Source organism: Limnochorda sp. LNt, assembly GCF_035593265.1.
GTDB lineage: Bacteria > Bacillota > Limnochordia > Limnochordales > Geochordaceae > Geochorda > Geochorda subterranea.
Window position 1 is genome coordinate 730,413 of sequence record NZ_CP141614.1, and the last position, 12,768, is coordinate 743,180.

A 12,768-nucleotide genomic window follows, 5' to 3' on the forward strand; every position below is an offset into this window, starting at 1 on the left:
GCGGTGTGGTAACGTTAATGATCAGGAGGGGGTCCCGTGCCACGCACCAGCAGCGGTACGCGTCCCGTCACCCTGCGAGACATCGCAAAAGCGGCCGGCGTCTCCATCAACACGGTCTCCCGGGCCCTCAACGGCAAGCCTGACGTGAGCGAGGCGACGCGAGCCTTGGTGCAAGCAGTCGCGAGTCGCCTGGACTACCGGCCCAACCAGCTGGCGAGGGGGCTGCGCCAGCAACGGACGGCCACCATCGGCGTCGTCATCGCCGACGTGGCCAACCCCTTCTTCGCCGAGGTGGTGGAGGGCATCGAGCGGACGGCGTACCAGGAGGGCTACAGCATCATCCTGGCCAACACCGAGGAGGACCAGGATCGGGAGGCCCGGGCGGTGCGGACCCTGGTCGAGCGGCAGGTCGACGGGATCCTCATGGCGCCCGCCCAGCGCTCCGACGAGACCGTCCGCTACCTGATGCAGCGGCACGTGCCCTTCGTCCTGCTGGCCCGCTTCTTCGAGGGGCTGGACGTCCCGGCGGTGGTCAACGACGACCGGGAGGGGGCGCGCCTCGCCGTGCGCCACCTCGTGCAACGGGGGCACCGCGACATCCTCTACCTCAACGGCCCCCCTTACAACTCCAGCGCCCGGCTGCGCCTCAGCGGGTACCGGGACGCCCTGGAGGAGGCCGGCATCGCCTTCCGTCCCGAGATGGTGCTGACCACCGACGCCCGCTCCACGGGCGGTTACGCGGCCATCCAGCAGGCGCTGGCGGGCGGGCTGGAGTTCGGCGCGGTCTTCTGCTTCAGCGACTACGTCAGCTTCGGCGCCATCAAAGCGTTGCGCCAGGCCGGCCTGTCCATCCCGCGAGACGTGGCGGTGATGGGCTACGACGACATCGACCTGGCGGCCATCGTCGAGCCGGCCCTCTCGACGGTGCACGTCGCCAAGACCCGGCTCGGCCAGGTCGCCGTCAGGATGCTGATGGGGATGATCGAGGGCTCCAGCAGCCGGAGCGAGCGGGTCGGCATGGTGGTCCTGACCCCCCAGGTGGTCATCCGCGAATCCGCGTAGGCGACGCTAGCCAGCACGGGACGGCCGGGCAGCGGCCGGGTGGAGGGATGAGCAATCGATGTCAGCTGACGCCCGTGGTCGCTATACCATCGGGATCGACTTCGGCACCCTGTCAGGACGGGCGGTACTGGTCGACGTCGGGACGGGCGAGGAGGTCGCCACGTCGGTCTACGAGTATCGCAACGGCGTCATCGACGAGGTCCTGCCCGGCACCGGCCAGCGGCTTCCTCCGGACTTCGCGCTCCAGGATCCGGCCGACTACGTTCGCACGGTCGAGACCACCATCCCTGAACTGGTGCGCTCGGCCGGGATAAGGCCGGAGCAGGTGATCGGCATCGGCATCGACTTCACCTCGTGCACGATGCTGCCGGTCAGGGCGGATGGGACACCGCTTTGCTTCCTGCCCGAGTTCGCCGCCAATCCCCATGCCTGGGTCAAGCTGTGGAAGCACCATGCTGCCCAGGACCACGCCAACCGCCTCAACGCCATCGCCCGAGAGCGCGGCGAGCGGTTCCTCGCCCGCTACGGCGGCAAGATCTCGTCGGAGTGGTTCTTCCCCAAGGTGTGGCAGATCCTCGAGGAGGCGCCCGAGGTCTACGCGGCCGCCGACCGCCTCATCGAGGCGGCGGACTGGATCGTCTGGTACCTGACGGGCAACGAGACCCGCAACTCGACGACCGCCGGTTACAAGGCCATCTGGAGCAAGCGGGAGGGGTTCCCGTCCCGCGACTTCTTCGCGGCGCTGGACCCGCGCCTGACCGACGTGGTGGACCGCAAGATGTCTCGCCGCATCTTGCCGCAGGGATCGCTGGCAGGAGGCCTGCGCCCCGAGCTGGCCGAGCGCGTGGGGCTCGTGCCCGGCACGGCGGTCGCCGTCGGCAACGTCGACGCCCACGTGGCCGTGCCGGCCACCACGGTCGTCACGCCCAACAAGATGGTCATGGTCATGGGGACCTCCATCTGTCACATGGTGCTCGGTACCGAGGAGCGGCTGGTGGAGGGCATGTGCGGCGTGGTGGAGGACGGCATCCTGCCGGGCTTCTTCGGCTACGAGGCGGGGCAGTCCGCGGTGGGCGACATCTTCGCCTGGTACGTCGAGCACGGGGTGCCGCCGGCTTACCACGACGAGGCTCGCCGCCGAGGCATGGGGCTTCACGAGCTGCTCGAGGCCAAGGCGTCGTCGCTGCGCCCCGGCGAGAGCGGGCTGTTGGCCCTGGACTGGTGGAACGGCAACCGCTCCGTGCTCGTGGACGTCGATCTGACCGGGATGATGCTGGGCATGACGCTGGCCACCCGGCCGGAGGAGATCTACCGGGCGCTCATCGAGGCGACGGCCTTCGGCACCCGGGTCATCATGGACGCCTTCGAGGAGAAGGGGGTCCGCATCGAGGAGGTCTACGCCTGCGGTGGGTTGCCCGACCGCAACCGCCTGCTCATGCAGATCTACGCCGACGTCACCGGACGGGAGTTTCGCATCGCCCGCTCGGCCAACACGCCGGCACTGGGTTCGGCCATGTTCGCCGCCGTGGCGGCCGGTCGGGAGAGGGGGGGATACGACGACATCGTCGAGGCGGCTGACCGCATGGCAGGGGTCAGGGATCAGGTTTACCGACCCGACGGCGCCTCCCACACGGTCTACACGGAGCTCTACCGGGAGTACCGGCTGCTCCATGACTACTTCGGGCGGGGACCGAACGACGTGATGAAGCGGCTCAAGGCGCTGCGGGCGCGGTATCGGGGCAGCGCCGCCACCTGTTGAGCCCTGTCGCGAACCGGAGAGGAGCGAGCATCGAGCGTCATGGCAAGAGCGAAGCTCGGGGTCATCGTCGGCAATCGGGGCTTCTTCCCGGGGCACCTGTGCGAGACGGGGCGGGAGGAGATCCTCCGGGTGCTGCGCGAGGAGGGGATCGAGCCCGTGATCCTTCCCGCCAGCGAGACCCGCTACGGCGCAGTGGAGAGCTTCGAGGAGGCGACCCGATACGGCCGCTTCTTGCGGGAACACGCCGACGAGATCGACGGCATCCTGGTCACCCTGCCCAACTTCGGCGACGAGCGCGCCGTCGCCGACGCCCTGCGGACGGCCGGTCTCGACGTGCCGGTGCTGGTGCACGCCTTCGCCGACGAGGTCGGCAAGATGGGCATCCAGTTTCGCCGGGACGCCTTCTGCGGCAAGATGTCGGTCTGCAACAACCTCCGGCAGTACGGCATCCGCTACTCGCTGCCGCGCCTGCACACGTCGCCGCCGGATCACCCCTCGTTCCGAGAGGACCTGCGATGGTTCGCGTCGGTGGCGCGCATCGTCAAGGGGTTGAAGGGGGCCCGATTCGGCGCCATCGGGGCGCGGCCGGCCGCCTTCAACACGGTGCGCTACAGCGAGAAACTCCTGGAGCGCTACGGCATCAGCGTGGTGACGGTGGACCTGTCGGACGTGCTGGGGCGGGTCGGACGGCTCGGGGCCGACGACCCGGACGTCAGGCGCAAGCTCGAGGCGATCCAGGCGTACGTGCCCACCAGGGGCGTACCGCCCGCCTCGCTCGAGAAGATGGCGCGCTTCGGGGTCGTGGTGGATCGGTTGGTGCAGGAGCACCAGCTGGTCGGAACCGCGATCCAGTGCTGGACCGCGCTGGAGGAGTTCTTCGGCGTGGTGCCCTGCACGCTGATGAGCATGATGTCCAGCGCCCTGCTGCCCAGCGCCTGCGAGACCGACGTGACGGGGGCGCTGGCCATGTACGTGCTGCAGCTGGCCTCGGGCCGCCCCAGCGCCATCGTGGACTGGAACAACAACTACGGCGACGACCCGGACCGGGCCGTCATCTTCCACTGCAGCAATCTGCCCAAGGAGATCTTCGAGGAGACCTCCATGCAGTACCAGGAGATCATCGCGGGCACCGTGGGGGCGGATAACACGTACGGCACCATCTACGGACGCATCAAGCCCGGCCCCTTCACGTACCTGCGGATCTCCACGGATGACCATCTGGGCATCGTACGGGCGTACGTGGGGGAGGGCGAGCTGACGCGAGATCCCCTCTCCACCTTCGGTGGTTACGGCGTGGTCAAGGTGCCCAACTTCCAGAAGCTGCTCCGGCACATCTGCGAGAACGGCTTCGAGCATCACGTCAGCATCAACATGGACCAGACGGCTCGAGCGGTGGAGGAGGCGCTGGGCAAGTACCTTGGGTGGGACGTGTACCGGCACGTCACCTAGCTGGGGGTTCCACGGCTGGTGGTCTGCTACAATCCGCTGGTGGCCGAGGAGCGCAGGCAAAAGCGCGAGGCGCTGCTTTTGGCCACGGAGCGGGAGCTGGCCAAAATCGAAGCCCGGGTGCGCCGTCGCCGCCGCAAGCCCCTGACGGCCGACGAGATCGGGGTGGCCGTGGGCAAGGTGCTGAGGCGCTGGAAGGTGGGCAAGCACTTCCAGCTCGAGATCCGCGACGGCCACTTCGCCTTCCGGCGCAAGAAGGCCTCCATCGCCCGGGAGGCGGAGCTGGACGGGTTTTACGTGCTGCGCACCAACGTGCCGGCCGACCGGATGGACGCCCCGAAGGTGCAGGCGACCTACACCCATGATCCCCCGTCAAGACCTTTCCTCAAAGTAAGTCTTCAAGTTCACGCTGAGGCTGCGAGAGCCCCGCGCGTGGCTCGGCTGGCGTTTCCTCCGGACGACGCGGGGCGGTCCAGGATGCGTCCGACTCGATCCGCGAGCCAGGCCATCACCTGCGCGGTAGGATACGGCACCGCGTTCTGGTCGAGCACCGACAGCTTGGCCGCGTAGCGCTCGGGGCGGATGCCGGCAAACAGCTGACCCGTGCGCCACAGCGTCCAGGCAATCCGAGCCAGCTTAGCCGCCACGGCCACCACGGCCACTTGGTGCCCCTTGGTGGCCCGCAGGCGCAGGTAAAACGTCCGCAACGCCGGTGGCCCATGGCGAGCAGCCATGGCGGCGGCCTCCACCAGCGCCCAGCGCAACACGGCCGGGCCTTCCTTGCTGATGCCGCCCGCCGATTCACCGTGCCCGATCGTGTCACCCGCGGTGCGAGCCCCGCGCAGCTGACGACGTGCTTGCCCGAGGCAAAGCGCCAGGGTCGCCCACGTACGCGTAGTACGTGGCCGCCGCGACGATGTGAAAACCCACGATGGACAACAGCTGCCGTACCGGCCGGCAGTGCCGGACCCGCTGGGCGATGTCCCGCTCCACGGCCCGCAGGTGCTCGGTAGTGGAGCGCAACTGCTCCAGCGCCACCGCCAGCCACACCCGCTCCCCTCGGGAAGCGAAAGCCTCCACAGCCGCTCAGGTGGCGGCGGGCCCGCCACAGCCCCGGGAGCCCGGTAGCCGTGGCGCAGCAGCACGGCCCGGATTCGGTTCTTCCACCGGCTGCGCTGCTCCACCAGGCCGGCGACGTAAATTCACCAGCGCCCGAAGCTCCCGGATGGCCGCCGGCGGCACCCACACCCGGGCGAGGTCCCCAGCGCCAGCCGCTCGGCCAAGAGCTTCGCGTCGTCCCGGTCCGTCTTGCGCTTGCGCGAGCCCAGCCGGCGCATCACCCGGGCGTCCACCACCACCACTTGCCCGGCCCGGTCGGCCAAGATATCGTAAACCGGAAGGCGCCGCTGCTCACCTCGAGCGCCACGGCATCCTCGGGGCCGAGCTGTGCAACGAAGTCGGCCCAACCTTCGGCCGTGTTGGGGAAGCGCAGGCGCCTTCCCTCGCCCTGGCCGGCTTCCAGCAGGTGCGCATAGCAGTAGTCCCGATGCACGTCCAGCCCGATGTAGCGTCGCATTGCCGACCCCCTGCTGCGTGGTGTCGCAAGCGCAGGTCCGGTGGGGATGGCCAAACGGCATACACCCATTCGGGTTTCCTGGCAGCGGCCAGGCCCAGTTGGGCGGTTGGCGCAGGGCGGGCCCGAATCCAAACAAGACACGGGCTCGAAGCCCAGTAGGTCAAACGGACCCGCCCTGCCCTGCGCTTGCCCCCCCACCCCGCCCAACGGCGGGGAAACTTCGCAAACTTCCGTCGCTACCCTGCCGTGGACTACCGGCCAGGGGGATCATACCCACAAGTCGTTGCGGGCCCTGGAGCAAAACTTCCGCACGATGAAAAGCGCCCTGGACCTGCGTCCGGTCTACCACCGGCTGGAGGACCGGGTGCGGGCCCACGCCTTTTTGTGCATGCTGGCGTTGTACGTGCGCTGGCACATGGAGCGGGCGCTTGAGCCCCTGCTGGCGGAGGACCCCCGGCAGTCCTTCGAAGGGCTGATGACGCATCTGGAGACGCTGCAGCGCCACACGGTCGAGGTGGCCGGCCAGGAAATCCAGATGCTCGGTGAGCCCGAGCCGCTGCACCAGCGGCTCCTCCAGTTGCTGGGGGTTCCCCTGGCGTAGCCAGAAGCCTGAACGCTTGAATCCCACTCAGGTGGCGTCATCGCCGTGCGGGCTTGCTGAACTTCCGGCTAGTGCCCCTACTGTGAGGCCGTCGCGCCGTTGCCGAAAAGCCTGCGGCTGAGGCGTTCGACGGCCTCCTTCTTGTCCTCGTCGAAGGCGTGGGCATACCGCTTGACCGTGAAGCCGGGCCCCGCCAGCTCGCTGACGGCCCGCACGTTGGCCCCCGCTTGTAGGGCACGGCTCACGAACGTGTGGAGGTTGTCCCGCGAGTCGCGGAATTTGAGGCCGGCGGCTCCTGCCGTTCCGTTTTCCCGAACAAGGGTTCGTTTGGCAAGGCGAACGCGGGGTAAAGTCGTCGGTGTCCGCCGTGCACGGACGTTGACCGCGTCGCGTTGATCGCATCGCGGTGGTCTCCGCGGAGGATCCCAGGAGCTTCGCGATCCCGGGCGCAGCCAATTCGTAGCGCCCCGGAGTAGAAATCCCGCAGACGGATCCTCCGTACCGCCTGGCTTGCGGCCATCCCTCCCTTCCGCCGCTGGGAGAGGCGGGCACCAAACCTGGGTCCGCTGCGATTCCCGGTCGCCTCAGGCAGCTTGCGAGGCGGCCTGACCCCGGACGTGCTGCTCCAACGCGGCCGCCAGCCGGGGGAGCTCCGCGGCGGCCGACAACGGACGCAGGGCCTTCTCGGCCCGCAGCAGGCTGGCCGCCGCCCACCTCAGCGCCTGAAAGCCACAGCGCCAGCGTTTGACCCGATGGGCCACCTCTTCGTGCCGGGCGAAGACCGACTCGATGACGTTGGTACTGCGCAGGCTCCGTCGAAGCCGCTCCGGCAGCTTGAGACGCTGGCAAGTCAGCGTCTCCTCCAGCCCCTCGCGCTTACCTGGCCGCCGCCTCGGCGTATCCGGTCTCGTCCAGCCGGTCGGCCAGGGCCTGCAGGCTGAGGGCGGCGGCGGCCGCATCGGCCTCGCCCCAGGCCCGGGCCAGCCGGCGCCTCACCATGCCCTGCAGCGAGCGGGGAAGCTTCTCCAGCACGTTGCGGGCCTTGTGGCACACACAGCGCTGGATGAGCGCCCGCTCACCCCACACCGCCCGCACGGCCGCCGCCAGCGCCTTGCTGCCGTCGATGACCACCAGAAGGCCATGCTGAGCCGAAAGCCCCCGGGCAGCCAGGTCCTCCACCAGGGCCTGGCAGACCTCCCGGCTCTCCGTGACCCCTTCCCACAGTGCCAGCACCCGCTTCTGCCCGGCCTCGGTCACGCCCACGGCGGCTACCACCTGGTGCTCGCCGAGCGCAAGCCCGTCCAGGAAGACCACCAGGTACCGCTCGGACAGAGGGCGATGGAGGACCTCGGCCAGGATGGCCCCGGCCTCCGCGAGGAAGCGCCGGCTCACGGTGCTGCGCGATACGTGGGTGACAGGAAGCTCATCGGGGATGCCGAGCAAGTCCGGCATGGTCTCGCCGTAGCGGCGCATGGCGACCCCCGCCAGGCTCTGTTCCAGCGCCGCTTCGCCCAAGGTGGCCTCGTCCTGCAGGGCCCGGTAGGTCGGCGGGACCAGCTCCTCCCGGCCCTGCAGTCTGCGCACCCGGGGGCGGCGGAGAGCCTGCGGGAGGGGCTGGAGGAGACATTGCCGCTGCACCGGCTGGGCATTCCGGGCTTGCTTCGTACGAGCCTTAGCTCTACCAACCTGGTGGAGTCGGCGCTGTCGGCCTTTGAGGCCAAGGGCCATCGGGTGAAGCGCTGGCGCTCGGGTCAGCAGGCCGAGCGGTGGGTGGGCATGGCGCTCTGGTACGCCGAGACTCGCTTTCGTCGGCTCCGGGGCCATCGCCTCATCCCCTGCTGCGAGAGGTACTACGCCGGGAACGGGGACTTGAACAACCCCTCGCCGAGCCTGCGCTCGTCGCGGGGTGAAAAACGACGTAAGGGAGCGCTACTCAAATTCTATGGACGTTGGGACATGCTCCGCCGTCCTTTACCCGCCCGGTAGCGGGCGCAGCCAGCTCGGCAGGAGGAACCACAGGTTCGCCCGGGCCGCCCACTGGCCCGCCTCCAGCCTGCCGAAGCTCACGACGAGCCACCATTGGCCCGCCGCATCGACGGCCACGACCGCGACGGCCGTCGTGCCGGCCAGGTCCACGCCCTCGCCCAGCTCCACCTGCCCCGGGGGCGCTGCGGATAGGATCGGCAAGACCACCTTCGGCCCCTCGTCCTCAGCCGCGCGGGCGGCCACGGCGAGCAACGCATGGACCACGACCGGAACGGCCGCTCGCTTCATCCTGGCGCCCCTCCCGGCTCGTAAGGACACCCGGACACGGTCGCCATCCGCTCACGTCACCACGCGGAGCGCTAAGGGCGGTTGCTCCTATACGGGGACGCATAGCTCTGATTGCCGGGGGGAGAGTGCCCGTTAGCTCCTCCTGGCAATTCCACGGGGCCTAAGACAGGCTGCTCCCGGGACGGATGACAACGTCGGTGTAGATCAGTTCGCCGCAGACCGCGCTCGAACAGGTTTCGCGTTCGCCTTAACGATCGATCACTGCACGCGCTTCTCCATTCCCTCTGATAATGCCAGGCCGAAACACACCCCGGATTTTCCGTACAACGGTATGCAGGAACACACTATCGCCTCGCAAAATACCGGTATTACAGTAGACGGCGATCTGGAGGCTGTCCCGTAGTCCCTGGAAATCGAAGCGGCGGCTCCCGGAATCCCTGTGGCAGAACAAGGGCGAGCGAAACCCTGTGGATGGGAGGAGCCGCCGATGCGGTGGTACCACGTGGTAACGTCCGAGGGGAAGGTCCGAAAAGCCAGCCGCCACCAGGCGACGAGCCTGCCGTGGCTGCCCGGAAGGGACTGACGGGCCCTGTCCATCCAGGTCGGCCTAGCCGTGCTGCAGGCGACCATGAACGAAGTGGCGCAACGGGTAGGGCTCAGGGGGAAGCACCAGGCGGGCCGGCAGGCTTACCGCCATGGTTGGGAGCCCGGCTGGGTGGTGATCGGGGGGTGCAAGGTGCACGTCAAGCGCCCCCGGGTGCGCCAGAAAGCCAGCGGCGAGGTCCGCCTGGAAAGCTACGCCTGGGCCCAGCAAGAAAACCGCCTCGACGAGGCGGTGCTGGCTCGCATGCTGCACGGGGTGGCGACGCGGTCGTATGCGGCCACGCTGGAGGACGTGGGCGAGGTGGAGGCCTTCGGCACCTCCAAGAGCCGGGTGGGGCAGCGCTTCATCCGCCAGATGGAGGCGAAGCTGCGGGAGCACCTGAGCCGCCGGCTCGACGAGCTGCGCCTGGTGGCGCTGCGGGTGGACGGCGTGCGCATCGACGAGTGGACCGTGGTGGTGGCGCTGGGCGTGGACAGCGAGGGACGCAAGCACGTGCTGGGCCTTCGAGAAGGGGCCACGGAGAACGAGGCCACGGTCCGCAGCCTGTTGGAGGACCTGGTGGAGCGGGGTTTGCGCTACGACCAGGGCTTGCTGGTGGTCATCGACGGCGCCAAGGCCCTGCGGGCCGCCGTGCGGGCGGTCTTTGGCAAGCAAGCCGTCGTGCAGCGATGCACCGTCCACAAGAAACGCAACGTCCTCGACCACCTGCCGGAGTCCGAGAAGCGCTGGGTGGGCCGAAAGCTGACCCAGACCTATCGGGAGCCGGAGTACAGTGCAGCCAAAGCAGCTCTGGAGCGCCTGGCCGACCAGTTGGAGGAGCAGCACCCGGGGGCAGCAGCCAGCCTGCGGGAGGGCCTGGAAGAGACGCTGACGCTGCACCGGCTGGGCATCCCGGGCTTGCTTCGTACGAGCCTTAGCTCCACCAACTTGGCGGAGTCGGCGCTGTCGGCCTTTGAGGCCAAGGGTGATCGGGTGAAGCGCTGGCGCTCGGGTCAGCAGGCCGAGCGGTGGGCGGGCATGGCACTGCTGTATGCCGAGAGTCGCTTTCGCCGCCTTCGCGGTCATCGCCTCGTCCCCATGCTCCAGGAGGCCCTACGTCGGGAGCTGGGACTTGAACGAGCCATCACCGAGCCTGCGCTCGTCGCGGGGTGAAAAACGACGTACGGGAGCGCGATTCAACTTCTACGGAACGTGGGACATGCTCCGGCGATCTGTCGGCCGCTGTTAGCTGGGGTCGGGGAGCGGGACAAGATGGGGAGCGCGGTACGCCAGAATCAATCTGGACCGCAGGTGCTGGACAACGTCGATTACAAAATCCTTGATCTACTGAAGGAGAACAGCCGGCTATCCTACGCCGAGATCGGCCGGATGATCGGCTTGTCCCGGGTGGCGGTTCGCAGCCGGGTCGAGGGGATGGTGCGGCAAGGCGTCATTGAGAAATTCACCGTGCTCGTCAACGGAGACTTTCTCGGCAAGCGGCTGTCGGTGTTCATGGAGGTCGAAGTGGAGTCACCGCTGATCCAGGAAGCCGGTCGGCACTTGGCGTCTCGCCCAGAGGTCGCCGTCGTGTACGAAATGACCGGTTCCTCGGCCCTGCACGTACATGTGTTTGCACCCAGCGTGCTTGCCTTGCAGAATTTCATCGAGAAGGAGGTCTACACGCTGCGGGGCCTGCGCAGTGTCCGGACCCACATTTTGACCCGAAGGTACAAGAGCGACTTGAGCACGCGGGTGTAAGGACGGCGCAGCCTTCGCGCGATAAAGGAGGAAGTTACAGATGGTGGGTTGGAGCCGGAGTACGCGGCGACGACAAATGAGCGAGAACCCGGAACAGCCGGCCATGACGAAACAGCGGCAAGGAGAGAAGAGAGGGTGATGACGGTCGTGTGGGGTTGGTCCCGTCTCTGGCTGTGCGCGGGTTTGGCGTTGCTGCTGGTCCCATCGGCTGTGATGGCGCAAGCGGGTCCAGTCCTCCGGGTGGGGATGGGGGTCGACTGTCGGACCCTCGATCCCACCCAGACGACGATCCTGGTCGACTTCGAGTGCATGAAGCCGGTGCTTGAAACGCTCGTGATCCGGGATCCAGTCACCCGTGAAGTTGTTCCGCACCTTGCGACGGGCTGGAGCGTCTCCGAGGACGGGCGGACCTGGCGGTTCTATCTGCGGCAAGGGGTCAGGTTCCACGACGGCACGCCCTTCAACGCCGAGGCGGTTAAGTTTAACATCGACCGGTTCCTGGACCCTGCCACGGGCACGCAGTTCATTTCGTTGCTGGACATGGTCGAAGAGGTCACCGTGGTCAACGAGTACACGGTGGATATCACTACCAAGTTCCCCTTCGCGCCATTATTGGTGCACCTGGCCTACCCGGCCACTGCAATCAGCAGCCCGGCGCAGGTACGAGCGATGGGGGCCAATTACGGTCGGCATCCGGTCGGCACCGGGCCCTACAAGTTTGCTGGGCAAGAAAGTGGTCGCTACGTCTACCACGTAGCCAACCCCGACTACTGGGGCGGTCCGCCGAAACTGGCGGGCATCCGTTTTATCCCCATCGTGGACCCAGCGACACGGGTGGCGGCTCTCGAGGCCGGTAATATCGATATTGCAGTGCGTATCCCGTACCATGAGGTCGAGCGCCTCCGCCGGGTGCCCGGCATCAGGCTGATCGAAACCCAAAGCTCGCGGATTCAGTACGTCGGAATCAACGTCACCCGCAAGCCCCTGGACGACGTGCGGGTACGCCGGGCGCTCAACCACGCGGTAGACAAGCAAGCTATCGTCCAAGCCATCCTTTTGGGGAACGGGGCGGTCGTCGACTCGGTGGTCGGTCCCGGCGCCTTCGGTTATGCGCCTGTCATGCAGTACGAGTACGATCCTCGCAAGGCCCGCCAGCTGCTGGCTGAGGCCGGTTACCCCAACGGCTTCGAGGTGGATTTCTACATCTCCCCGGGCCGCTACACGTCGGACGGGGAGATTGCCCAAGCGGTGGCGAACTATCTCGAGCAGATCGGCCTGCGGGTGAACCTCCGACGCCTAGAATGGAGCACGTACCTCGGCCTGCTGAACAAGCCGGCAGCCCAATCAGAACACGACCTGTTCCTTCTCGGCTGGGGATGGGCCAGCGGCGACGCGCACCAGGGGTTGACGGCCCTTTTCCTTAGCGGCGAGGCGAGTAACCGCGGCTACTATTCAAACCCGAAAGTCGACGCCTTGCTCAGGAGACAAGCGGAGACCGTCGATCCAGCGGAGCGGGCCGCCGTTATCAAGCAGGCCATGGAAATCATCATGGGTGACGCCCCGTGGATCTTTCTGGTCAATCAGGGGCTCGTGACTGCGGTTCGGTCCAACGTACACGACGTGATGGTGCCCGCGGACGAGATGCTGGACCTGTCCAAGGCGTACAAGGTCGACTAGAGAAAGGGAGGGCCAGGCGATCGCCAAGGGCT

General features: G+C 67.5%; 15 protein-coding genes and 2 pseudogenes. 9 read left to right on the plus strand and 8 right to left on the minus strand.

Going from position 1 to position 12,768, the window contains the following annotated elements; genetic code table 11:
• Window positions 1-36: 36 nt before the first annotated feature.
• The 4 genes from VLY81_RS03415 to VLY81_RS03430 are packed head-to-tail and all read left to right on the plus strand — an operon-like array spanning window position 37 to window position 4,837.
• A complete protein-coding gene (locus VLY81_RS03415; protein ID WP_324669625.1) occupies window positions 37-1,062 on the plus strand; it encodes a LacI family DNA-binding transcriptional regulator in 1,026 nt (341 codons plus the stop codon).
• A 58-nt stretch (window positions 1,063-1,120) separates the two neighbouring features.
• Complete coding sequence (locus VLY81_RS03420; RefSeq protein WP_324669626.1) at window positions 1,121-2,821, plus strand: ribulokinase; 1,701 nt, start codon at window positions 1,121-1,123, stop codon at window positions 2,819-2,821.
• A gap of 39 nt (window positions 2,822-2,860) precedes the next feature.
• Window positions 2,861-4,270: an L-fucose/L-arabinose isomerase family protein gene (locus VLY81_RS03425; protein WP_324669627.1), complete on the plus strand. Its 1,410-nt coding sequence runs from the start codon at window positions 2,861-2,863 to the stop codon at window positions 4,268-4,270.
• A gap of 18 nt (window positions 4,271-4,288) precedes the next feature.
• The gene (locus tag VLY81_RS03430) at window positions 4,289-4,837 is read left to right on the plus strand and encodes a hypothetical protein (protein WP_324669628.1); all 549 of its coding nucleotides are present in this window, start codon (window positions 4,289-4,291) and stop codon (window positions 4,835-4,837) included.
• Between the two features lie 134 nt (window positions 4,838-4,971).
• Here the strand turns inward: VLY81_RS03430 and VLY81_RS14520 are convergent.
• The 4 genes and pseudogenes from VLY81_RS14520 to VLY81_RS03445 form a co-directional block, all read right to left on the minus strand.
• Window positions 4,972-5,145: pseudogene (locus VLY81_RS14520) on the minus strand (transposase); the annotation flags it as partial.
• Window positions 5,087-5,347 carry a hypothetical protein gene (locus VLY81_RS03435; RefSeq protein WP_324669629.1) on the minus strand — a complete coding sequence of 87 codons (261 nt, stop codon included), beginning with the start codon at window positions 5,345-5,347 and terminating at the stop codon, window positions 5,087-5,089. The pseudogene VLY81_RS14520 and the gene VLY81_RS03435, both read right to left, overlap by 59 nt.
• A gap of 122 nt (window positions 5,348-5,469) precedes the next feature.
• Entirely contained in the window at window positions 5,470-5,649 is a 180-nt protein-coding gene (locus VLY81_RS03440) for a hypothetical protein (RefSeq protein ID WP_324669630.1), read from the minus strand.
• On the minus strand, window positions 5,604-5,843 hold the full coding sequence (locus VLY81_RS03445) for a hypothetical protein (RefSeq protein WP_324669631.1): 240 nt from the start codon (window positions 5,841-5,843) through the stop codon (window positions 5,604-5,606). Before VLY81_RS03445 ends, VLY81_RS03440 begins: the two co-directional genes overlap by 46 nt.
• 283 nt (window positions 5,844-6,126) lie before the next feature.
• Between VLY81_RS03445 and VLY81_RS03450 the strand changes: the two genes are divergently transcribed.
• Window positions 6,127-6,444 carry a hypothetical protein gene (locus VLY81_RS03450; RefSeq protein ID WP_324669632.1) on the plus strand — a complete coding sequence of 106 codons (318 nt, stop codon included), beginning with the start codon at window positions 6,127-6,129 and terminating at the stop codon, window positions 6,442-6,444.
• A gap of 77 nt (window positions 6,445-6,521) precedes the next feature.
• On the opposite strand, the gene VLY81_RS03455 is transcribed toward VLY81_RS03450, so the two are convergent.
• The 3 genes from VLY81_RS03455 to VLY81_RS03465 form a co-directional block, all read right to left on the minus strand.
• Entirely contained in the window at window positions 6,522-6,689 is a 168-nt protein-coding gene (locus VLY81_RS03455) for a hypothetical protein (RefSeq protein WP_324669634.1), read from the minus strand.
• Window positions 6,690-7,028: 339 nt separating this feature from the next.
• Complete coding sequence (locus VLY81_RS03460) at window positions 7,029-7,205, minus strand: hypothetical protein (protein ID WP_324669635.1); 177 nt, start codon at window positions 7,203-7,205, stop codon at window positions 7,029-7,031.
• A 115-nt stretch (window positions 7,206-7,320) separates the two neighbouring features.
• The gene (locus tag VLY81_RS03465) at window positions 7,321-8,082 is read right to left on the minus strand and encodes an IS256 family transposase (RefSeq protein ID WP_449731081.1); all 762 of its coding nucleotides are present in this window, start codon (window positions 8,080-8,082) and stop codon (window positions 7,321-7,323) included.
• On the opposite strand from VLY81_RS03465, the pseudogene VLY81_RS14870 reads away from it, so the two are divergent.
• Window positions 8,026-8,354: pseudogene (locus VLY81_RS14870) on the plus strand (IS256 family transposase); the annotation flags it as partial. The gene VLY81_RS03465 and the pseudogene VLY81_RS14870 overlap by 57 nt on opposite strands.
• 61 nt (window positions 8,355-8,415) lie before the next feature.
• Here the strand turns inward: VLY81_RS14870 and VLY81_RS03470 are convergent.
• The gene (locus VLY81_RS03470; protein WP_324669637.1) at window positions 8,416-8,718 is read right to left on the minus strand and encodes a hypothetical protein; all 303 of its coding nucleotides are present in this window, start codon (window positions 8,716-8,718) and stop codon (window positions 8,416-8,418) included.
• A gap of 628 nt (window positions 8,719-9,346) precedes the next feature.
• On the opposite strand from VLY81_RS03470, the gene VLY81_RS03475 reads away from it, so the two are divergent.
• From VLY81_RS03475 to VLY81_RS03485, 3 genes are all read left to right on the plus strand, one after another.
• Window positions 9,347-10,474, plus strand: a complete 1,128-nt coding sequence (locus VLY81_RS03475; RefSeq protein ID WP_449731083.1) for an IS256 family transposase — start codon at window positions 9,347-9,349, stop codon at window positions 10,472-10,474.
• Between the two features lie 138 nt (window positions 10,475-10,612).
• Window positions 10,613-11,059 carry an Lrp/AsnC family transcriptional regulator gene (locus tag VLY81_RS03480; protein WP_324669638.1) on the plus strand — a complete coding sequence of 149 codons (447 nt, stop codon included), beginning with the start codon at window positions 10,613-10,615 and terminating at the stop codon, window positions 11,057-11,059.
• Between the two features lie 138 nt (window positions 11,060-11,197).
• Complete coding sequence (locus VLY81_RS03485) at window positions 11,198-12,736, plus strand: glutathione ABC transporter substrate-binding protein (RefSeq protein WP_324670330.1); 1,539 nt, start codon at window positions 11,198-11,200, stop codon at window positions 12,734-12,736.
• The last annotated feature ends 32 nt before the right edge of the window (window positions 12,737-12,768 follow it).